At 59.6% G+C, this 21,927-nt stretch carries 20 protein-coding genes; 15 read left to right on the forward strand and 5 right to left on the reverse strand.

Features of this window, described 5'->3' with window-relative positions; all coding sequences use genetic code 11:
* Nucleotides 1–120 (reverse strand): transposase (locus tag B5F88_RS21930; protein WP_140402052.1); only part of this gene is annotated, 120 nt, incomplete at its 3' end.
* Nucleotides 121–194: 74 nt separating this feature from the next.
* Between B5F88_RS21930 and B5F88_RS20600 the strand changes: the two genes are divergently transcribed.
* The 14 genes from B5F88_RS20600 (at nt 195) to rpsU (ending at nt 14,855) form a co-directional block, all read left to right on the forward strand.
* Nucleotides 195–341 carry a hypothetical protein gene (locus tag B5F88_RS20600; protein WP_162612104.1) on the forward strand — a complete coding sequence of 49 codons (147 nt, stop codon included), beginning with the start codon at nt 195–197 and terminating at the stop codon, nt 339–341.
* 447 nt (nt 342–788) lie between these two features.
* The gene (locus B5F88_RS03615; protein ID WP_087187674.1) at nt 789–989 is read left to right on the forward strand and encodes an excisionase; all 201 of its coding nucleotides are present in this window, start codon (nt 789–791) and stop codon (nt 987–989) included.
* 244 nt (nt 990–1,233) lie between these two features.
* Nucleotides 1,234–2,256, forward strand: coding sequence for an integrase DNA-binding domain-containing protein (locus B5F88_RS21295; protein WP_275532907.1), 1,023 nt, complete (start codon nt 1,234–1,236; stop codon nt 2,254–2,256).
* A complete protein-coding gene (locus B5F88_RS21720) occupies nt 2,192–2,503 on the forward strand; it encodes a tyrosine-type recombinase/integrase (RefSeq protein ID WP_275532908.1) in 312 nt (103 codons plus the stop codon). The genes B5F88_RS21295 and B5F88_RS21720 overlap by 65 nt, the downstream gene beginning before the upstream one ends.
* A gap of 160 nt (nt 2,504–2,663) precedes the next feature.
* Nucleotides 2,664–6,233 (forward strand): chromosome segregation protein SMC, encoded by a 3,570-nt coding sequence (smc, locus tag B5F88_RS03630; RefSeq protein WP_087341719.1) that lies wholly within the window; start codon nt 2,664–2,666, stop codon nt 6,231–6,233.
* A gap of 41 nt (nt 6,234–6,274) precedes the next feature.
* Nucleotides 6,275–7,174, forward strand: a complete 900-nt coding sequence (gene ftsY, locus B5F88_RS03635; RefSeq protein ID WP_087341721.1) for a signal recognition particle-docking protein FtsY — start codon at nt 6,275–6,277, stop codon at nt 7,172–7,174.
* A 15-nt stretch (nt 7,175–7,189) separates the two neighbouring features.
* Entirely contained in the window at nt 7,190–7,906 is a 717-nt protein-coding gene (rph, locus tag B5F88_RS03640) for a ribonuclease PH (protein ID WP_087341723.1), read from the forward strand.
* Nucleotides 7,907–7,910: 4 nt separating this feature from the next.
* Nucleotides 7,911–8,510, forward strand: a complete 600-nt coding sequence (locus B5F88_RS03645; RefSeq protein ID WP_087341725.1) for an XTP/dITP diphosphatase — start codon at nt 7,911–7,913, stop codon at nt 8,508–8,510.
* Nucleotides 8,494–8,814, forward strand: coding sequence for a ribosome assembly RNA-binding protein YhbY (gene yhbY, locus B5F88_RS03650; RefSeq protein ID WP_087341834.1), 321 nt, complete (start codon nt 8,494–8,496; stop codon nt 8,812–8,814). The genes B5F88_RS03645 and yhbY overlap by 17 nt, the downstream gene beginning before the upstream one ends.
* 17 nt (nt 8,815–8,831) lie before the next feature.
* Nucleotides 8,832–10,040, forward strand: coding sequence for a bis(5'-nucleosyl)-tetraphosphatase (symmetrical) YqeK (yqeK, locus tag B5F88_RS03655; protein ID WP_087341727.1), 1,209 nt, complete (start codon nt 8,832–8,834; stop codon nt 10,038–10,040).
* 4 nt (nt 10,041–10,044) lie between these two features.
* The gene (locus tag B5F88_RS03660; protein WP_087341728.1) at nt 10,045–11,598 is read left to right on the forward strand and encodes an LCP family protein; all 1,554 of its coding nucleotides are present in this window, start codon (nt 10,045–10,047) and stop codon (nt 11,596–11,598) included.
* A 13-nt stretch (nt 11,599–11,611) separates the two neighbouring features.
* Entirely contained in the window at nt 11,612–11,971 is a 360-nt protein-coding gene (gene rsfS / locus B5F88_RS03665) for a ribosome silencing factor (RefSeq protein WP_087341730.1), read from the forward strand.
* A gap of 154 nt (nt 11,972–12,125) precedes the next feature.
* On the forward strand, nt 12,126–14,546 hold the full coding sequence (leuS, locus tag B5F88_RS03670) for a leucine--tRNA ligase (RefSeq protein ID WP_087341732.1): 2,421 nt from the start codon (nt 12,126–12,128) through the stop codon (nt 14,544–14,546).
* 126 nt (nt 14,547–14,672) lie between these two features.
* The gene (rpsU, locus tag B5F88_RS03675) at nt 14,673–14,855 is read left to right on the forward strand and encodes a 30S ribosomal protein S21 (RefSeq protein WP_009259223.1); all 183 of its coding nucleotides are present in this window, start codon (nt 14,673–14,675) and stop codon (nt 14,853–14,855) included.
* A gap of 118 nt (nt 14,856–14,973) precedes the next feature.
* Here rpsU and B5F88_RS03680 read toward each other — a convergent pair whose 3' ends face one another.
* The 4 genes from B5F88_RS03680 to B5F88_RS03695 all read right to left on the reverse strand — a co-directional run bounded on the left by B5F88_RS03680 (nt 14,974) and on the right by B5F88_RS03695 (nt 20,947).
* Nucleotides 14,974–17,082, reverse strand: coding sequence for a sodium-translocating pyrophosphatase (locus B5F88_RS03680; protein ID WP_087341836.1), 2,109 nt, complete (start codon nt 17,080–17,082; stop codon nt 14,974–14,976).
* A 169-nt stretch (nt 17,083–17,251) separates the two neighbouring features.
* A complete protein-coding gene (locus B5F88_RS03685; protein WP_087341734.1) occupies nt 17,252–18,688 on the reverse strand; it encodes a TrkH family potassium uptake protein in 1,437 nt (478 codons plus the stop codon).
* Nucleotides 18,685–20,076, reverse strand: coding sequence for a Trk system potassium transporter TrkA (gene trkA, locus B5F88_RS03690; protein WP_087341736.1), 1,392 nt, complete (start codon nt 20,074–20,076; stop codon nt 18,685–18,687). Before trkA ends, B5F88_RS03685 begins: the two co-directional genes overlap by 4 nt.
* Nucleotides 20,077–20,260: 184 nt before the next feature.
* Nucleotides 20,261–20,947: a hypothetical protein gene (locus tag B5F88_RS03695; RefSeq protein ID WP_087341737.1), complete on the reverse strand. Its 687-nt coding sequence runs from the start codon at nt 20,945–20,947 to the stop codon at nt 20,261–20,263.
* A 173-nt stretch (nt 20,948–21,120) separates the two neighbouring features.
* Here B5F88_RS03695 and udp point away from each other — a divergent pair, with 173 nt between their 5' ends.
* Entirely contained in the window at nt 21,121–21,888 is a 768-nt protein-coding gene (gene udp / locus B5F88_RS03700) for a uridine phosphorylase (RefSeq protein ID WP_087341739.1), read from the forward strand.
* Nucleotides 21,889–21,927: the final 39 nt, after the last annotated feature.

Consider the following 21,927-nt stretch of genomic DNA (forward strand, 5'->3'; position numbering starts at 1 on the left):
CATCCCGTTCAGCATCGTCCGGTTGTCCTTACGGGGGCGGCCTCGCTTCCCTGTTTCTTCCGGCGGCAGAAGAGGTTTGACACGTTCCCATTGTTCTGTTGTTAATTCAGAGCATTTCATACCTCTAGTTTCGCATATCTGCTCCTTTTGTGCAACTTTTATTTTTCAAACAAGCCCTAGCAAAGATCCAGCAAATGATTGACGCCTCGGTAGAAAGGCTCAAGGACAGCATGAAGTTCCAGATCCAGCAGGAAAAGCAGGTGGAGCAGGTGGCTCCAACCGTACTTAATCAGAAGGATCTGGACGATATGCTCGACAATCTCACTATATTCGACCAGTAAATGTGGGCAGCCCTACGCTTTCAAACAGCGTGGGGCTGTTTTTTGTGGCAAAACTGCTGGCGGAAAACGGGGAATGAGGTGAAGACGAAATGGTCTTCCAGGAAGGCATCCTACTGCACCTTGAAAAAAAGGTGTGCCGCGCCTCATATCAGCAGCGGGTACGTTGCGTGTATGGAGAGCCGCACAAGCAGACCGGGCCATGATCCCGAACAGAGAAGGGAGGACAGGGGGAGCCGGATGCTGTGTGCAGACAAGCTGTGGCGGCTTGGAGGCCATGACCCATACTCGTTAATCATGATACGTCGCTTTGGCCGTGATCCGAGCGGTAGCCAATCCGTCGCAGGTTGCGGGAAGTGCCAATAGCTCGGGGAGTAAGTCTCGCGGAGCGGCCTAGCCAACCGCCGCCCGCTGCTTTTCTTTTGACTTTTACAAAAAGGAGTTGAGGAAATGGAAAAGCAAGCGGTACCAATTTGGGAGAAGGCCAATTTGACGATTGAAGAGGCGGCTGCCTACTTTGGAATTGGGACAAATAAGTTGCGAGAGATAACCAGCAACCCGGACTGTGGATTTGTTATTTGGATAGGAACAAAAAGGCTGATTAAGCGAAAAAAGTTTGAAAAGTATTTGGAAGATGTCGATACATTGTAAGCAAACAAAAGGAGGTCTGGACATGGCTTGAGCCGTGGCCAGACTGTTTTGTTATATAGCAAACTGTAACTGGTGTACTGGTAATTTCCGTAAAAAATCTAATTGAGTAGAATTCATTATGAAAAATGTGATGAAATCTCGCCAGAGTTACCGGAAATAGGTTGAATCTTGAAAAGTAGTATCTGATGTGGTAGAATAAAATGCTATATCAGATTCCTTTTCTCATGATAGAAGGGGAATTACTATGCCAAGCAAACGAAAAGACAGCAAAGGTAGAATCCTTAGAAATGGGGAGGTGCAAAGGCGAGACGGTATGTATATGTTCCGATATACCGATCCGGATGGAAAACGGAAAGCGGTATATAGTTGGAAACTGGTCAGTACTGATAAGGTTCCGGAGGGTAAGAAATGCGTGATGGCCCTTCGAGATATTGAAAGACAGATCCAGAGAGATCTTGAGGATGGTATACGTGCCGGTGAAGCAAACACAATAACTGTTAACGCGCTGTTCAAATCCTTTATGGACTTACGCACTGACCTCAAGGAAACCACAAGATGTAATTACATTTGCTTATACGACAAGCAGGTTCGGGATGAACTTGGCGGACGTAAAATTCGGAGTGTCAAGTTTTCTGACATTCAGAGATTGTATATGCATATGGTCCAAGATCTTGGCCTCAAGGCAAGTACGGTTCAAAGTGTCCATTCCATACTGTACCAAATGTTTGAGAGCGCTGTAATGGACAATCTTATTCGTGTGAATCCTGCAGCGAATGTTTTGAAAAGCTTGCGTAAGATGTTGCTGGTTGAACAGGAAAAGCGTCACGCTTTAACGGAAGAAGAACAGGCAAAATTGATTGAGTATGTTTATCAGTCGCGGATTTATTGTCGCCTCGGTACACTATTCACTGTTCTTCTTGGAACTGGTATGCGGATAGGTGAAGCACTTGGACTTAGATGGTGTGACTGCGATTTCGAAAAAAAGCTCATCAGTGTAAATCACACCCTATTATATAAGCAAAGCGAAAATGGGGGATATCGGTACCGAATCTCTGAGCCAAAGACAAAAGCGGGTCTAAGAGTTATCCCGATGCTATCAGAAGTGAAAGAAGCGCTTTTGGCTGAAAAGGCGAAGAGAAGAAACCCCAATTTAGAGCCCTTCTCTATTGGAGAATACACCGGTTTTATTTTCCTCAATAGTCATGGTAAGGTTTTTTACTCCGGCGTATGTGTTCGATGCCATACAAAACATCACGAGTGCATTTAATAGGGAAGAGTACTTCAAAGCCGAGCAAGAAAACAGAGAACCGTGTTATTTACCAAAGTTCAGTGCCCACATATTGCGCCACACTTTCTGCACAAGGTTCTGCGAAAATGAAAAAGATCTCAAGATAATCCAAGATGTGATGGGCCATAGAAATATTCGGACAACGATGGATGTCTATAATGAGGCAACCGAGTCCAGAAAGATCGCAAGTTTTCAAAGCCTGGAAGGCAAAATCAAGGTCATATAGGTTTACACCATTTTGCCGCAGCCAACACCATTTTGCACCAGGATTTACACCACTACACTGAAAAGTTATAGAAATCTGTAAGGGGTTATGTAAGCACAAAAAGCCTGGAACCCCTTGAAATAAAGGGGATAGAAGGTTATGGAAAGAAAGAGGTGTGCTTATGTACCTTAAGGCGCTGGAGATCCAGGGGTTCAAGTCCTTTCCGGATAAGACGGTGCTCTCCTTCGGGGAGGATATCACCGCCATCGTGGGGCCCAACGGCAGCGGAAAATCAAATATTTCCGACGCCATCCGCTGGGTTCTGGGGGAACAGTCCACCAAGGCCCTCCGGGGAGGCAAGATGGAGGACGTGATCTTCGGCGGCACCGCCCTGCGCAAGCAGCAGGGTTTTGCCGAGGTCTCCCTGGTATTGGACAACGCCGACCACCTGTTCCCCATGGAGGAGAGCGAGGTGATGGTCACCCGCCGGTACTTCCGCTCCGGGGAGAGCGAGTATTACATCAACCGCCGCTCCGTCCGGCTCAAGGACGTGAACGAGCTGTTCATGGACACCGGCCTGGGCCGGGAGGGCTATTCCATCATTGGACAGGGCCGCATCGACGAGATCCTGTCGGTCAAAAGCGGGGACCGGCGGGAGGTCTTTGAGGAGGCCGCCGGCATCTCCCGGTTCCGCCACCGGAAGGAGGAGGCCGAGCGCAAGCTGGAGCGCACCCAGGAAAACCTGGTGCGCATCACCGACAAGATCGACGAGCTGGAGCTCCAGGTGGAGCCTCTGCGGAACCAGAGCGAGAAAGCAAGACGGTTTTTGCTCCTCCGGGACGAGCTGCGGAGTTTGGAGATCTCCCTGTGGCTGGATCAGCTGGAAAAGCTGCGGGCGGGGAATATCAAGACCATGTCCGACTATGAAAACGCCGTCCGGCAGCGGGAGGAGGCCCAAAAGGCGGTAGAACAGTTCTACGCCGCCGCGGAGGACTTTTCCGCCAAAATGCGGGACAAGGACGTGGAGGCCGAGGGCGTCCGCTTTCAGATGATGCAAAAGCAGGCCGACGCCAACGGCCTGGAAAACGCCATTGCCGTGCTGAGAGCCAACATCCAGAACAATCTGGAGAACCGGGACCGCATCCAGCGGGAGCTGGATCAGCAGGAGGGCCGGGCGGGCTCGGTGGCCGCCCAGATCGACGAGCGCCGCCAGAGGCTGGAGGAGCTGGCCGGACAGCGCGCCCAGCTTCAGGACCAGCTGGAGCGCCGGCAGGGGGAGGCCCAGGATGCCGTCCGCTCCGCCGGCCAACTGGCCGGTGAGCTGGAGCAGCTGCGGCAGAAGGAGTCGGTGGAGCACGCCTCCGCCGCCGATGCCAAGGCCCTCCTCTCCGCCCTGGCTGCCGCCGAGCAGGAGCTGCTGGACCGGGACGAGAGCCTGCGGCAGGAGCTGGCCGCCGGGGAGGAGGCCCTGGACAGCGTAAGAGCCGCCCGGCAGGAGGCCGCCGCCGCCCTGGACAAGGCCCAGGAGGACCGGGACGCCCTGCAGAACATGCTCAACGGCTACACCCTGCGGGTGGAGTCCCGGCAGAGAAAGGCCAAGGAGGCGGAGGAGCGCCATGTGAAGCTCCAGATGGAGGAGAACGCCATCCGCTCCCGGGTCCATATGCTCTCCGAAATGGAAAAAATGTATGAGGGCTACTCCAAAGCAGTAAAGCTGGTGATGGGGGAGGCCAAGAAGGGGCAGCTGAAGGGGATCCACGGCCCGGTGGCCGGGCTGCTCCACGTGCCGGACGCCTGTACCGTGGCCATCGAGACCGCCCTGGGCGGCGCCATGCAGCATATCGTGGTGGAGCGGGAGGAGGACGGCAAGGCCGCCATCCAGTATCTGAAGCGGCGGGACGGCGGCCGGAGCACCTTCCTGCCCCTGACCTCCATGCGTCCCTCCGACTTCCGGGACCAGGGGGTGCGGCAGGAGCCCGGCTTTGTGGGCCTGGGCAACGAGCTCATCCAGTTCGACGCCCGGTACGAGCGGGTCTTTTCCAATCTGCTGGGCCGCACGGTGGTGGCCGAGGATCTGGACAGGGCCATCGCCATGGCGCGGAAATACGGTTACCGCTTTAAAATTGTCACCCTGGACGGCCAGGTGCTCAACCCAGGCGGCTCCATGACCGGCGGCTCGGTGTCCCGCAGCGCGGGCATCCTCAGCCGGGCCAATGAGCTGGAGCGGCTGCACCAGCAGGCGGCGGGGGTGACCGAGCAGCTGACCGCCGCCGCCCACGCCATGGAGGAGGCCCGGCGGGAGGCCGCGGCCGCCGCCTACGAGCTGGAGACCGCCCAGAGCCAGCAGCGGCGGCATGAGGACGACATCCTCCAGCTCAAAGAGCGGCTGGGGCATCTGGACAGCCAGCTTGTCCAGGCCGAGGGCCGGCGGGACCAGCAGCAGGAGGAGCTGCGCCAGGTCCAGGCCCGTTCTGCCCAGACCGAGACCGATATCCAGGCCGCCCGGCAGCGGATCCAGGAGCTGGAGGGCGCCGCCGCGGCTCTGCGGGCGGAGGTCGAGGGCAAGGCCCAGGGCCAGGCCGCCATGCAGGAGCAGGCGGCCGCCATCGGCGAGGCCATTGCTGAGCTGAATATGCGCCTGGCCGCCCTGGAGGCGGAGGAGCAGGCCTCCAACAAGTCCCTGGACGAGCTGGAGGCGCTGAAAGCCGACCTGACCGGCGACCGGGCGGAGCGGCAGAAGATGCTGGCGGAGTTTGTGGAGAAAAACGCCGGGCTGGAGGCGGAGATCCGGGAGAAGGAGCGCCAGCTCCAGACCCTCCGCCGGGAAAACGAGGACCGGCAGGGGGCCATCGGCCGCATTAACGAGGAAAAGCTGGCCTTGGAGGCCAGGCGGAACCAGGCCGATAAACAGGCCCGGGAAAAAAATAGCGAATTGCTCAACTTACAGCGGGAGGTCTCCGTCTTAGAACAGAAGAAGGCCGCCGCCGACCTGGAGGAGAAGAACCTGCTGGACAAGCTGTGGGAGACCTACGAGCTGTCCCATGAGGCGGCCCGGGCCCAGCGGGTGGAGCTGGAGAGCGTGCCCAAGGCACAGCGCCGGGTGGGCGAGCTGAAATCCGCCATCTCCTCCCTGGGCAATATCAACCTGGACGCCATCGAGGAGTTCGAGCGGGTCAACGAGCGGTACACCTACCTCACCGACCAGCGGGACGATGTGACCCGCTCCAAGAAGGAGCTGGAGGAGATCATCGCCGGGATCACCGAGGAGATGCGCAACATCTTTTCCGCCCAGTTCGCCCTGCTCAACGAGTCCTTCCAGCACACCTTCCAGGAGCTGTTCCAGGGGGGCAAGGCCAACCTGGAGCTGGAGGACCCGGACGACATCCTGAACTGCGGCATCGAGATCAAGGTCCAGCCCCCGGGCAAGGCTTTGAAAATTCTCTCCCTGCTCTCCGGCGGGGAGAAGGCCTTCGTGGCCATCGCCCTGTACTTCGCCATTCTCAAGGTGCGGCCCACCCCCTTCGTGGTGATGGATGAGATCGAGGCCGCCCTGGACGACGCCAACGTGGTGCGCTTTGCCCGCTACATGCGTCAGATGGCGGACAAGACCCAGTTTATCGTCATCACCCACCGCCGGGGCACCATGGAGGAGGCCGACGTGCTGTACGGCGTCACCATGCAGGAGCAGGGCATCAGCCGCCTGCTGACCATCAACCTGAACGATGTGGAGAAAGAGCTGCATATCAAATAGCGCCGGGGCTAAGGCTGTCCGGCGGAAAGGAATCAGACCACATGGGCTTTTTTGAAAAGATCAAGGCGGGGCTGACCCGCACCAAAGAAAACATCGGACACTCTTTTGACCAGCTGTTTGCCGGGGAGCTGAACGATGACTTCTACGACGAGCTGGAGGAGACCCTGATTTTGGGAGACATGGGGGTGGATACCACCCTGAAAGCGGTGGAGGAGCTCCGCCGCCGGGTGAAGGAGGAGAAGATCAAGGACATGGACTCCGCCCGGGCCTGCCTGCGGCGGGTGCTCACCGATATGCTCCAGGTGGGTGAGCCGGAGCTTCACCTCACCACCACCCCCTCCGTGGCCCTGTTCATCGGGGTGAACGGGGTGGGCAAGACCACCACCATCGGCAAGCTGGCCTCCCGCATGAAGGGGGAGGGCAAGCGGGTGCTGATGGCCGCCGCCGACACCTTCCGGGCCGCCGCCGCTGACCAGCTGGAGATCTGGAGCGGCCGGGCCGGAGTGGACCTGGTGCGGCAGCACGAGGGGGCAGATCCCGCCGCCGTGGTGTTTGACGCCCTTACCGCCGCCAAGGCCCGGGGGAGCGACGTGATCCTCATCGACACCGCCGGGCGGCTCCACAACAAGCAGAACTTGATGAACGAGCTGAACAAGATCAGCCGGGTGGTGGACCGGGAGCTGCCCGACTGCGACCGGGAGACCCTGCTGGTGCTGGACGCCACCACCGGCCAGAACGGTCTCATTCAAGCCAAGCAGTTCAAGGAGGCCGCCGGTATCACCGGCATCGTCCTCACCAAGCTGGACGGCTCCGCCAAGGGAGGCATCGTGGTGGCCATTGCCCAGGAGCTCCAGGTACCGGTGAAGTACATCGGCGTGGGGGAGGGCATCGACGATCTGATGCCCTTTGAGGCCGAGGCCTTTGTGGAAGCGCTGATTTAAGGGAGGTTATCTGACATGGCAAGAATTGACGGACGGGCCAACGATCAGCTGCGGCCCATAGAGATCATTCCCCATTTCAACAAATTCGCGGAGGGCTCCTGCCTGATCCGCTGCGGCAATACCCAGGTGCTGTGCTGCGCCAGCGTGGAGGAGCGCACCCCGCCCCACGTCCCCGAGGGGGAGGGCTGGGTCACCGCCGAGTACTCCATGCTGCCACGGGCCAACCGGGAGCGGTCCAAGCGGGACATTGCCAAGCTGAAGCTGTCCCCCCGCTCCGCGGAGATCCAGCGGCTGGTGGGCCGTTCCCTCCGGGCCTGCGTGGACATGAAAAAGCTGGGGGAGCGCACCATCACCGTGGACTGCGACGTGCTCCAGGGGGACGGCGGCACCCGCACCGCCAGCGTCACCGGCGGCTTTGTAGCCCTGAGCCTGGCGCTCTATAAGCTGGTGGAGGAGGGCGTGCTGGAGAGCATGCCCCTCAAGACCTGTGTGGCCGCCATTTCCGCCGGCATTGTGGACGACCAGCTTCTGCTGGACCTGTGCTATGAGGAGGACTCCGCCGCCCAGGTGGACCTGAACTGCGTCATGACAGGGGAGGGGGAGCTGGTGGAGCTCCAGGGCACCGGCGAGGGCCGGACCTTCACCATTGCCGAGCAGCAGGCTCTGGTGGACCTGTGCGCCAAGGGTATCCGGGAAGTGCAGGCCATTCAGCGGGCGGTTCTGGGAGGTTGAGCGTATGAAAATGGTATTGGCCAGCAAAAACGCCCATAAGCTGGTGGAGATGAAGGACATCCTCTCCCAGCTGGGGGTGGAGGTGGTGCTGGAGTCCGACGTAGGCGTGGATGTGGACGTGGAGGAGACCGGCACTACCTTTGAAGAGAACGCCTATCTGAAGGCCCACGCCGTGATGGAGGCCTCCGGCCTGCCCGCCATTGCCGACGACTCCGGCCTGTGCGTGGACGCCCTCAACGGGGCTCCCGGCGTGTATTCTGCCCGGTATGGCGGCCCGGAGCTGGACGACGTGGGACGGTATCAGCTGCTGCTGGAGAACCTGCGGGGCCAGCTGGATCGGCGGGGGAAATTCGTCTCCTGCATCTGCTGCTGCTTCCCCAACGGGGACAGGGTGGAGGCCAGGGGGGAGTGCCCCGGCACCATCGCCTACGCCCCCAAGGGGATGGGCGGCTTCGGCTACGACCCGGTGTTTTTCCTGCCCGGCCTGAAAAAGACCTTTGCGGAGCTCACCCCCGAGGAGAAAAACGCCATCTCCCACCGGGGCAACGCTCTGAAAAAATTCAAAACGGAATTGGAGAGCTATTTCAATGGACTTAACCAGTAAACAGCGCTCCCAGCTGCGGAGCCTGGCCAACGGCATCGACACCATCGTACACATCGGAAAGGACGGTATCGGCCCCAACCTGGTCAAGCAGGCGGACGACGCCCTGGAGGCCCGGGAGCTCATCAAGGGCAAGGTGCTGGAGAACTGTCTGCTCACCAGCCGGGAGGCGGCGGAGGAGCTGGCCAAAGCCACCCGCAGCGAGGTGGTGCAGGTAATCGGAACAAAATTCGTGTTATATCGTCCAACCCATCGTAAGGATAAGAAGGACCGGATCGTTTTGGCGGCATCCAAGAAACGGGATTAAAACGGGGAGGTCTTAGCATGAAGCTGGGCATTTACGGCGGTACCTTCAATCCCCCTCACCTGGGACATCTGGCGGCGGCCCAGTTCGCCCTGGATGCCCTGAACCTGGACCGGCTGGAGTTTGTCCCGGCGGCCGCGCCCCCTCATAAGACCCTGCCGGAGGGCGGTCCCAGCGCCGAACAGCGGCTGGAGATGGTGGAGCTGGCGGCGGACGGGCTGCTGCTGCCCAAAAAGGTGAGCGTCAGCGGTATGGAGCTCCACCGCCCCGGCAAGAGCTATACCGCCGACACCCTGGAGCAGCTCCAGGCCGCTGATCCTGAGGCGGAGCTGTGGCTGCTGATGGGGACGGACATGTTCCTCACCCTGCAGAACTGGCGGGAGCCGGAGGTTATCACCCGCCTGGCGGGGATCTGCACCTTTGCCCGCACCCAGTCGGACAGCGGGGAATTGCTGGAGACCCAGGCCAGGTATCTGCAAGAGACCTTCGGGGCCCGGACCTGCGTGCTCCAGCTGCCCCACATTGTGGACGTGTCCTCCACCCAGCTACGGGAGCTGCTGGCCCAGGGCAAGGGGCAGGCGTATTTGTCCCCGGCGGTGTACGGCTACATCATCCGCCAGGGGCTGTATGGCGTCCATTACGACCTGAAGCAGCTGCCTGACCGGGAGCTGCGGGCCTGCTCCTATTCCATGATCCGGGCCAAGCGGATCGCCCATGTGCAGGGCACGGAGGAGGAGGCGGTGCGCCTGGCCCAGCGGTGGGGCGCCGATGAGGAAAAGGCCCGCCGGGGCGCCATTCTACACGACTGTACCAAATATTTGACCATGGAAGAACAGTTGCAGTTGTGCAGAAAATATGGTATCGTACTGGATGATTTGGAGCAGCAGGCGGTCAAGCTCCTCCACGCCAAAACGGGCGCGTGTGTGGCCCGGGATGTGTATGGGGTGAGCGACGATGTGTATGAGGCCATCTTCTGGCATACCACCGGCAAGGCGGATATGACCCTGCTGGAAAAGATCCTCTACATTGCCGACTACATGGAGCCCAACCGGGACTTCCCCGGGGTGGAGCGCCTGCGTACGCTGGCCTATCAGGACCTGGACCAGGCGGTGCTGGCAGGGTGTGAAATGAGCATTCAGGAGATGAAGGACAGAGGGCTGCCCGTCCACCCCAATACGGTGCGGGCCAGGGATTGGTTGAGGAGCAAATCAAGCGGAAAGGAACCATGACGGCATGAATCCAGAACAGAGAAACAGTACCCAGGGCGGCGCCCGGCTGGAAAAGAAAGAATCTGCCTCCCGCCCCTCCGGGCGGAAAAAGCGATCCAGGCCTCATCTTACCCGAAAGCAGAAGATCCTGCGCATCCTTTTTATTGTGCTGACCGTTATTGCAGCCATCATCGTGGCAGCGGCTATCATATACAAGCTGTTGGTAGTCAAGCCGGAGGAGCCGGGGGTCACCCCGCCGCCCACTGAGAGCGGGGCGGTGGAGTATGACTTTGGAGAGGGGCCCCGACTGTACGGAGACCGAAAGGATGAGTTTTATACCTTCCTGCTGATTGGGCGTGACACCGGCGGCGGCGGCAATACCGATACCCTCATGGTGGTTGCCTACGATGTAAAAAATCAGGAGCTCAACGCCATGTCCATCCCCCGGGATACCATGGTAAATGTACCCTGGGATCTGAAGCGGATCAATTCGGTATACAACTACGCGCCCTATTATGATAAGGACGGCATCGAGTTTCTCCGGGAGGAGGTCTCCTACCTAGTGGGCTTCCAGCCAGATTACACCATTGTAGTGGAGTGGGAAGCGGTGGGAGAGCTGGTAGACGCCATTGGCGGGGTCTATTTTGACGTTCCCATCGACATGGACTACGAGGATCCCACCCAGGATCTGTATATCCACCTGGATGCCGGGCCCCAGGACATTAACGGAGACGAGGCCATGCAGTTGCTGCGCTGGCGGAAGAACAACAAGATGGTCAACGGGCAAAATGTGATCTACGGCGGCTACCCTAACGGCGACCTGGGCCGGATTGAGACCCAGCAGGCCTTTTTGAAGGCGGTCATTGAAAAGTGCCTCAACAGCATCAGCCTCAACACCATTCCCAAGATGGTGAACATCTTCATGGAGAATGTGGAGACCAGCGAGAACCTCACAGTGAACAATTTGGCCTGGTTTGCCCAGGAGGCCATTGTAGGCGGACTTAGCATGGACAATGTAAACTTTATGACCATGCCCAACAAAGGGGTCTATGTCTATAGCCGGACCTACAAGGACGACCAGTCCTATGTGGTTCCCATTCAGGATGAGCTGTTGGAGCTGGTGAACACTTACCTCAACCCCTACCTGGAGGACATCAAGCTGGAGGAGTTGGATCTGATGTCGGTCAACTCTGACGGTACCCTGTCCTCTACCCGGGGAGTGGTGGAGGACACCAAAGCCAACTCCGGGGGGAGCAGCAGGCCCAGCAGCACCCCAAAACCGGCTGTGACCGAAACGCCGGCGCCCTCCGAGACCCCCGTGGCCAGCCCAGAGATTTCCGCCGCCCCCAGCCAAAGCCCGGAGGCTTCCGCCAGCGCCCAGCCGTCCTCCAGCCCGGCGGCCAGCGGTGAACCCGGTCAGAGCCCGGCGGCCACGCCCACACCGGAGGTCCCCCCCACTGCCACGCCGGTGTTTACACCGGACCCCGTACCCACGCCCGTACCCACGCCCGTACCCACGCCTGCTGCGACACCTGGTGGAAATATTGAATACGGCCCGGGCATGGAGCCTGTGGCTTAAAGGAGAATTGTAAATGACGCCTAAAGAGATTGCCTTCGCTGCGGTAAAAGCGCTGGACAGCAAGAAGGGGCAGGATATCAAGGTGCTGGAGACCGGCCATCTGACCACCCTGGCCGACTACTTCGTGCTGTGCTCTGCCACCTCCACCACCCAGATCAAGGCCCTGGCCGACGTCTGTGAGAAGATGCTCAAGGACGCCGGAGAGCCCCCCCACCATGTGGAGGGTCACCGGGGCGGCACCTGGATCCTGCTGGACTTTTCCTCGGTGGTGGTCCACATCTTCAACGAGGAGGCCCGGAAGTTCTACGACCTGGAGCGCCTGTGGAGCGACGCCACCCCCGTGGACCTGAGCGAAGTGCTGACGGAAAACTGAAACCAGACAGAGCGCCGGACGGTCATGCCGTCCGGCGCTCTTTTTCCGCCGGAATACTTGCAATCCCGATATCTTTCCATTATAATATCTTAGATTGGATAATCGCCCGTTTTTTTGCAGAAACGAGGACTTCAATAAGGAAAGCGTGAGAGATTTGAAGTACGATTTTGCCGCCATCGAACCCAAGTGGCAGAAAAAGTGGGTGGAAGAGAACACCTTCCACTGTGAGGAGCACAGCGACAAGCCCAAGTTCTACGCCCTGGTGGAGTTCCCCTATCCCTCCGGGCAGGGCCTGCATGTGGGCCACACCCGGCCCTACACCGCCATGGACGTGGTGGCCCGCAAGCGCCGGATGAACGGCTATAATGTGCTGTTCCCCATGGGCTACGACGCCTTCGGCCTGCCCACCGAGAACTACGCCATCAAAAACCACATCCACCCCGCCAAGGTGACCCACGACAACATCGAGAACTTCACCCGGCAGCTGCATATGCTGGGCTACTCCTTTGACTGGGACCGGGTGATCAACACCACCGACCCCAGCTACTACAAGTGGACCCAGTGGATCTTCCTCCAGCTGTACAAGCACGGCCTGGCCTACAAGACCACCATGCCCGTCAACTGGTGTACCTCCTGTAAGTGCGTGCTGGCCAACGAGGAAGTGGTGGAGGGCGTGTGTGAGCGCTGCGGCTCTCCTGTCATCCGCAAGGAGAAGTCTCAGTGGATGCTGAAGATCACCGAGTACGCCCAGCGGCTCATTGACGATTTGGACGACCTGGACTTCATCGAGCGGGTCAAGACCCAGCAGAAGAACTGGATCGGCCGTTCCACCGGCGCGGAGGTCACCTTCAAGGCCACCACCGGGGAGGACATCGTGGTGTTCACCACCCGGCCCGACACCCTGTTCGGCGCCACCTATATGGTCCTCTCTCCCGAGCACGCCCTGGTAAAGGGATGGCTGGAGGGCGGCAAGCTCCAGAACGCCGGCGAGGTGCAGGCCTACCAGGCCGCCGCCGCCTCCAAGTCCGACCTGGAGCGCACCGAGCTGAACAAGGAAAAGACCGGCGTGTGCCTGGATGGCGTGAAGGGTATCAATCCCGTCAACGGCAAGGAGATCCCCATTTTCATCTCCGACTACGTGCTGGCCACCTACGGCACCGGCGCCATCATGGCCGTGCCTGCCCACGACGACCGTGACTGGGAGTTTGCCAAGAAATTCGGCTGTGAGATCATTGAGGTGGTCTCCGGCGGGGAGGACGTGCAGAAGGCCGCCTTTACCGCCAAGGACGAGACCGGCATCCTGGTCAACTCCGACTTCCTCAACGGCCTCACCGTGAAGGACGCCATTCCCGTTATTACCAAGTGGCTGGAGGAGAAGGGTATCGGCAAGGCCAAGGTGAACTATAAGCTCCGGGACTGGGTGTTCTCCCGTCAGCGGTACTGGGGCGAGCCCATCCCCATGGTGTGGTGCGACAAGTGCGGCTGGCAGCCCCTGCCCGAGGATCAGCTGCCCCTGCTGCTCCCCGACGTGGACTCCTACGAGCCCACCGACGACGGCGAGAGCCCCCTCTCCAAGATGACCGACTGGGTGAATACCACCTGCCCCTGCTGCGGCGGCCCCGCCAAGCGGGAGACCGACACCATGCCCCAGTGGGCGGGCTCCAGCTGGTACTTCCTGCGTTATATGGACCCCCACAACGACAAGGCCCTGGCCTCCAAGGAGGCTCTGGACTACTGGTCCCCCGTGGACTGGTATAACGGCGGCATGGAGCACACCACCCTCCACCTGCTGTACAGCCGGTTCTGGCACAAGTTCCTCTACGACATCGGCGTGGTGCCCACCAAGGAGCCCTATCAGAAACGCACCTCCCACGGCATGATCCTGGGCGAGGGCGGCGAGAAGATGTCCAAGAGCCGGGGCAACGTGGTCAATCCCAACGATGTGGTGGCCCAGTACGGCGCGGACACCATGCGCACCTATATCATGTTTATCGGCGACTTTGAGAAGGCCGCCTCCTGGAGCGACAACGCGGTGAAGGGCTGCAAGCGATTCCTGGACCGGGTGTGGAATCTGTCCGAGAACCTGACCGACAGCCTGGACTACACCGCCGCCAACGAGAGCGCCATTCACAAGGCCATCAAGAAGGTGGCCGACGATATCGAGGCCATGAAGTTCAACACCGCCATTGCCGCTCTCATGGCGCTGGTCAACGACTTCTACGCCAACGGCTGCTCCAAGGGAGAGTATAAGACCCTGCTGCTGCTTCTGTCCCCCTTCGCCCCCCATATGGTGGAGGAACTGTGGGAGACCCTGGGCTTTGCCGGCGAGGGCATGGCCTGCCAGCAGAGCTGGCCCGCCTATGATGAGAGCAAGACCGTGGCCGCCGAGGTGCAGATGGCCGTCCAGGTGTCCGGCAAGCTGCGCTCCACCATCACTGTGCCCATGGACAGCGACGAGGCCGCCGTGGTGGCCGCCGCCCTGGCCGATCCTAAGGTGCAGAAGTTTACCGAGGGCAAGAAGCTGGTCAAGACCATTCTGGTGCCCAACAAGCTGGTCAACCTGATTGCCAAGTAAGAATAGCGGAAATCCAAATCCACTCTTGACATTTGGGTCATAATAGAATACAATGGTTCTGTTAAAGCCATATCTATGTGGCCCTTTGGCGGTGGAACCCCGCCGCTTCGGAGGGAGGGGAAATCAATGTCGGAAGTCCATGTGAAGGACGGCGAGTCCTTGGAGAACGCGCTGAAGCGTTTCAAGCGCAGCTGCGCCAAGTCTGGTGTGCTGGCCGAGGTTCGCAAGCGTGAGCACTATGAGAGCCCGAGCGTCAAGCGCCGCAAGAAGTCTGAGGCCGCCCGCAAGAACCGCAAGAAGTATTACTAATCAAACACATTGCGAGGTCCTGTACCCGATGGGTACAGGACCTCGTTGTTTTTATTCGTATGGAAGAAAGGCACTCAACCCATCCCTTACAAGATGGGCTGAGTGCTTTAGTGCGTGCTTAGAACAGGTGGAACGCGGTGATCAGGCCGGAGAACACGATGGAAACGGTGGAGCACAGCTTGATCAGGATGTTCAGAGAGGGACCGGAGGTGTCCTTGAAGGGGTCGCCCACGGTGTCGCCGATGACGGCGGCCTTGTGGCAATCGGAGCCCTTGCCGCCGTGCTTGCCGCTCTCAATGTACTTCTTGGCGTTGTCCCAGGCGCCGCCGGCGTTGGACATGAACACGGCCACCACAAAGCCGGTAACGGTAACGCCGCCCAGCAGACCCACGACGGCCTCGGCGCCCAGGATCAGGCCGGTGATGACGGGGACGATAATGGCCAGCAGGGAGGGGACCACCATCTCGTGGAGGGCACCCTTGGTGCACAGGTCCACGCAGGAGGCGTAGTCGGGATCGGCCTTGCCTTCCATGATGCCGGAGATCTCACGGAACTGGCGGCGGACCTCCACCACGATGGACTGGGCAGCCCGCTGCACGCCGCTCATGGTCAGGGCGGCAAAGACGAAGGTGAGCATGGCGCCCACAAACAGGCCCACCAGCACGGCGGGGTTGGTAAGGGACAGATCGGGGGCGTGATCCATGCGGACCTTGACCACATCCACATAGGAGACCAGCAGGGCCAGGGCGGTCAGGGCGGCGGAGCCGATGGCGAAGCCCTTGCCGGTGGCGGCGGTGGTGTTGCCCAGGGAGTCCAGGGCGTCGGTGCGGTTGCGGACCTCCTCGCCCAGGCCGCTCATCTCGGCAATGCCGCCGGCGTTGTCGGCCACAGGGCCGTAAGCGTCGGTAGCCAGGGTGATGCCCAGGGTGGACAGCATGCCAACGGCGGCGATACCGATGCCGTACAGGCCCTTGCTGAACAGGGCGCTGTAATTCTCGCCGCTGGTGGCCAGGGAACCGCCCGCGGCCAGGAAAGAGACGATAATGGCGATGCCGATGATGATGATGGGAGCGGCGGTGGACAGCATACCCAGAGAGATACCGCCGATAATGGTGGTGGCGGCGCCGGTTTCGGTGGAGTCGGCCAGGTTCTGGGTGGGCTTATAGGTGTCGGAGGTGTAGTACTCGGTGAAATAGCCGATGGCACAGCCGGCCACCAGGCCCGCCAGGATGGCGATGTAGGGGCCCCAGGAGCCCATGATGAAGTAGGTCACCGGGGCGCCGATGATGGCGGCCAGCACGGCGGCGGTATAGGTGCCCTTGCGGAGGGTAGCCAGCAGAGATTTCTGGGTGGCGTCCTCACGGGTGCGGATCAGGAAGGTGCCCAGCACGGAGCACACCACGCCCACCACGGCGATGACCAGGGGCAGCAGCATAGCGTTCCAGGTCAGGTTCTCGCTGCCGTAGGCGGCGGCGCCCAGGGCGAAGGTGGCCAGAATGGAACCAACGTAGGACTCATACAGGTCGGCGCCCATGCCGGCCACGTCGCCCACGTTGTCGCCCACGTTGTCAGCGATGGTGGCGGGGTTGCGGGGGTCGTCCTCGGGGATGCCGGCCTCCACCTTGCCCACAAGGTCGGCGCCCACGTCGGCGGCCTTGGTGAAGATGCCGCCGCCCACGCGGCCGAAGAGCGCCATAAAGGAGGCGCCCATGCCGAACATAACCATGGTCTGGGCAATCTTGGCGGCCTCAAAGCCGGCGATGTACTTCAGAATGTGGAACCAGATGGACACGTCCAGCAGGCCCAGGCCCACCACAGTGAAGCCCATGACGGCGCCGGAGGAGAAGGCTACATTCAGCCCCCGGTTCAGACTTTCGTGGGCCGCGTTGGCGGTACGGGCGTTGGCGGAGGTGGCGATCTTCATGCCGATGAAACCGGCCAGACCGGAATAAATGCCGCCAGTGAGGAAAGCGAAGGGGATAAACCAGTTATCCAGCATGCCTTGCCAGGCCAAAAGGAGCAAAATAACGAAGACAATAATAAAGATCTTTGCGACGGTCGTATACTGGCGCTTAAGGTAGGCGTTGGCTCCTTTACGAATGGAAGCGGCCAGCTTTTGCATGAGTTCATTGCCTTCTGAGAAGCCTAATACCTTCTTTGCCTGAATTAAGGCAAAGATTAGTGCTATTGCAGCACCTACTAAGCCGAGACAAAACAGGTTTTCCAACAACTTTCCCAACTCCTTTGTAGTTCGGAAACCCTTGTAGCCCAACGGGTTCCCGGTTTTCCAGACAACATGATTTTAACGCAAGACACCGCTCTTTGGCAAGTCCCATTCACAGAAAGAAAGCGTCAAATCCTAGGATTTGACGCTTTCTACAAAGATGACTATAAAATTAAGAGCGTTTCCATGCATTTCCGCTAAAAAGTACGAGTATGGGAAGTATTTCCAAGCGACCCACAATCATGCAGAGAGACAGGATGGTTTTGGAGAACAGGGAGAAGGATGCGTAGTTGCCCATGGGGCCCACCAGCTCCAGGCCGGGGCCTATATTGCCGATGCAGGCCACCACAGCGGTGAAGGTGGAGCCAAAGGAGAAATTGTCCACCGATACCAGCAGCGTTGCCCCCAGAGTGATGAGAATGTAGGCGGAGAAGAAGATATGCACCGAGCGCAGGGAGCTCTCCTCCAGCACATGGCCGTCCAGCTTGACCACATTTACCGCCCTGGGATGGATCACCTGCCGGATTTCACGATGGATGCACCGGAAAATCAACAGGATGCGGGAGCATTTGATGGCGCCGCCGGTGGACCCGGCGCAGGCGCCGATGAACATGAGCAGTACCAGCAGGATCCGGGAGAACTCCGGCCACTGGTTGAAATCGGCGCTGGCATATCCGGTGGTGGAAATAATGGAGCCGACCTGGAAGGCGGCGTGCCGCACTGCTTCGCCAAGCGTGGTATAGAGGCTCCGGATGTTTATGGAGATCAGGGCGATGCTGAGAAAGACCACCACCAGGAAGAAGCGCAGTTCATCGCTCTGAAAGACCTGCTTGATCTTTCCCCGCAGCAGGAGAAAATAGAGGGCAAAGTTCACCGAGAACAGCAGCATGAATATGGTAATGATGATCTCAAAAGCGGGGTTGTTGTAGGCGGCAATGGAGAGGTTTTTGATGGAGAAGCCGCCGGTACCCGCGGTGCCGAAGGAGTGGACCAGGCTGTCATACCAGGGCATGCCGGCCAGGCGGAGGATCAGAACCTCGATGATGGTCAAGCCGCAGTAGATGCCGTAGAGGATCTTGGAGGACTGACTGCTCTTGGGCACCAGCTTGCTGACCACCGGTCCGGGGCTTTCTGCCTTCATCAGGTGGAGGGTGCGGGCCCCCAGGCTGGGCAGCAGGGCGATGGTGAGAATCAGTACCCCCATGCCTCCCAGCCAGTGCATGAAGGACCGCCAGAACAGGATCCCCTTGGGGAGAGGCTCCACCGCCGTCAGAATGGAGGCGCCGGTGGTGGTAAAGCCGGAGACCGACTCAAAAAAACAGTCGATATAGGTGGGAAAGTAACCTGAGAAATAGAAGGGAAGGGCCCCGGTGGCGCTGACCAGCAGCCAGATGAGAGCCACGGCGAAGAATCCCTCTCTGGGAAAGAAGTGGTCGTTGCTCTTCAGCAGGGAGAGGAGAAAGCCCACCACGATCAGCAGGGGAATGGTAAGCAGGAAGGGGGTGGGATTTTCCCGGTAGTACAGACAGACCGCCACAGGCAGCAGCATGGTGGCAGCCTCCACCATCAGGGTTTTTCCCGTCAGCTTGAATACCAGTCTGAAGTTCATTGAGCCGCCCCCATGTCCAGCAGAGAGTCCTCAAAGATATCGTTGATATCCAGAATTCCGTGGTTGCGGGAAATCAGGATCACGATATCGCCGGAGGAGATAACGGAGGAGCCGTCGGGAATGATGATCTTGCCGTTGCGGACCAGCACGGCGATGAGGATACCCTTTTTCAGCCGCAGGTCCCGGAGGGGAATGTTCAGGTTGTGGGTGGTCTCGTTGACCATGAACTCCATGGCCTCGGCCCGGCCGTCGGCAATCTTGTACAGGGCGTTCATCACGCTGCCCTTGGAGTTCTGCATACCCCGTACCACCTGCAGAATGTGGCTGGCGGTAATCATTTTGGGGGAAATGATGCTGTCCAGTCCGGCGGCGTGGGCGATGCCCACATAGTTCTGCCGGTTGCACTTGGCCACCACCTTGGGGATGCCCTGCTGCATGGCGTAGAGGGAGATGATGAGGTTGTCCTCATCCCGGTCGGTAAGGGCCACAAAGGCGTCGGTGGCGGACACATTCTCCTGCTCCAGCAATTCCTGGTCGGTGCCGTCGCCGCAGAGGATCATGGCGTGGGGCAGCACCTCGCTGAGGTGGCGGCAGCGCTCCATGCTGCGCTCGATAATTTTGACGTGCATCCCGATGCGGTCCAGGATCACCGCCAGATAGTGGGCAATCCGTCCGCCGCCCACCACCAGCACGTCCCGGCTCTTGGGGGTGTGGCGGCCCAGCAGGCGGAAGAAGGAGGTCAGGCCCACAGGGTCGCCCACCAGGTACAGGTGATCGCCCACCTGGGGGACAAAGGAACCGTCGGGAATGACGACCTCGCCGCTCTCCCGCTCCGCCGCGCACAGCAGCATGGACAAAGACTGAAGCTTGCGGCTCTGGGCGGACAGCGGCGCGCCTACCAGAAAATCCCCCTCCCGGACCCGGAAGCCGATGAGCTCCACCCGGCCCCTGCAGAAGGTCTCGATATTGGCGGCGGGGGGGAAGCGCAGCAGGCGGGAGATCTCCACTGCCGTGGCGTTTTCCGGATTGATGGCCAGGTCCACCCCCAGCTCGTCCTTCAGATGGGAAAATTCCATGGCGTATTCCACGTTGCGGACCCGGGCAATGGTAAATTTGGCCCCCAGCCGTTTGGCGGTAAGACAGCAGACCATATTTATCTCATCCAGGTTGGTGGCGGCGATGACCACGTCCGCGTTTGAGACGCCCGCCTCCTCCAGGGGCGAAATGGCCGCGCCGTTCCCCTTGACGCACATCACGTCCAGCGCATCGGAGGCATGGCGCAGGGCCTCGTCATTGGTGTCGATCACCGTAACGTCATGCTCCTCCTGAGAGAGGTGCTCCGCCAGGGTGAAACCCACCTTGCCGTTGCCCACGATAATGATTTTCAAGCTCCAAACATCCTTTCCAAGCGCATCCTTAAAGATGCTGTACACATTGGTAAAGCCAATCTTAACCCAAACACGGCCGGGATGCAAGAGCTGATGCACATTATTTTGTCGGAAGAACGAGAAAACGCTCCCTGAACCGGCGGAAGCCGGTTCAGGGAGCGGATTATGCCTGAAAGAATCGGTATTATGTCGTCCATTCACTGTGGATGAGGCCCACCAGATACCACTCATTCTGCCAGGGCTCAAATACCAGCTTGAGGGAACACCAGTCGTAGCCGTTTTTGCCGGGGTCGATGCCGGGGAAGTTATAGTCCACAAAGCGGGCGTCGGGGTAGGCGTCGGACACATTTTCCAGGGCGTTGCCGCTCATCAGAACGGTGTCCACCCCCACCTCCGGCGCCTGGGCGTAGTCGGCATTGTATACAAAGCGGTCAAAATAGTCGCTGCAGGTGGAGCGGATCGGGGAGCCGGAGCCGTCCATAACACCCCATACATAGGTCTGCTGGTTTTCCTCCAGTTCCGCCACGTCCGTCTGGGTCAGCGTGCGGTCGCATTCTGTGGACACCGTGGAGAAGGGGGTGAGGGTAACGCCCTTCTGGGGGTGGACCAGGCCGGACAGCGCGGTATAATCCTTTTCCTTCAGCAGCTCCAGAACCGACCCCGCCCGAGCCAGGAGCAAATCGTTGTCCTCGGTGTTCAGGGGAACCGGGGTGGTGCTGGCGGCGGTCATCTGTGTCTGCGCCATGGGAGCGCTGGCGCTGGCGGCACGGCTCAGTCCATGCCCGGCGCTGAAAAGTCCGCTGCCCAGCAGGGTACCCAGAACCAGGCCCCCGACCAGAGCTGTGGACAGAAGCAGGATTGTTCTTCGCATCGTCTCATCCTCACACGAACCGGGATTCTGTCACGACATGATATTTTAAAAGAAAGACATAAAAAATACAACAACAAAAAGTTACAAACAGAAGATATATTTGTATATCTTGCAAAGAGGGGCGGAAACAGATATAATAAAAACCATCAAACAGGAGAAATGAGGTGACGGCCATGCATCAGCATGAGCTTCAGTTTCATATCCAATGCGGCCCCGGAGACGTGGGGCGGTACTGCTTCCTGCCCGGCGACCCGGGCCGGTGCGAAAAGATCGCGGCCTACTTTGACAACCCGGTAAAGATCCAGAGCAACCGGGAGTACACAACCTATACCGGCACCCTGCTGGGGGAGAAGGTGAGCGTCTGCTCCACCGGAATTGGCGGCCCCTCCGCCGTGATCGCCATGGAGGAGCTGCATAACATCGGCGCGGATACCTTTATCCGGGTGGGCACCTGCGGCGGCATCGCCCTGAAGGTGAAGAGCGACGATGTGGTGATCGCTACCGGCGCGGTGCGCCATGAGGGAGCCAGCCGGGAGTATGCCCCCATCGAGTTCCCCGCCGTGTCGGACTATGAGGTGCAGACCGCCCTGGTACAGGCCGCCCAGAATCTGGGCAAGCCCTGGCACGCTGGAGTGGTCCAGTGCAAGGACTCCTTCTATGGGCAGCATGATCCGGCCCGGATGCCGGTAAGTCAGGAGCTGCTGTACAAGTGGGAGGCCTGGAAACGGCTGGGGGTGCTGGCCTCCGAGATGGAGTCGGCCGCCCTGTTCTGCTGCGCCGCCGCCCTGGGAGTGCGGTGCGGCTCCTGCTTCCACGTGATCTGGAACCAGGAGCGGGAGGCCGCCGGGCTGGATCAGGCCGAGAGCCACGATCTGTCCGCCGCTCTGGAGGTGGGCATTGAGGCGGTCAAGCTGCTCATCCAGGCCGACCGGAACAAGTAACAGGAAACAGAACGGTCCGTCCCTGTGGGGACGGACCGT

The organism is Flavonifractor sp. An306 (assembly GCF_002159455.1).
Taxonomy (GTDB): Bacteria; Bacillota; Clostridia; order Oscillospirales; family Oscillospiraceae; genus Flavonifractor.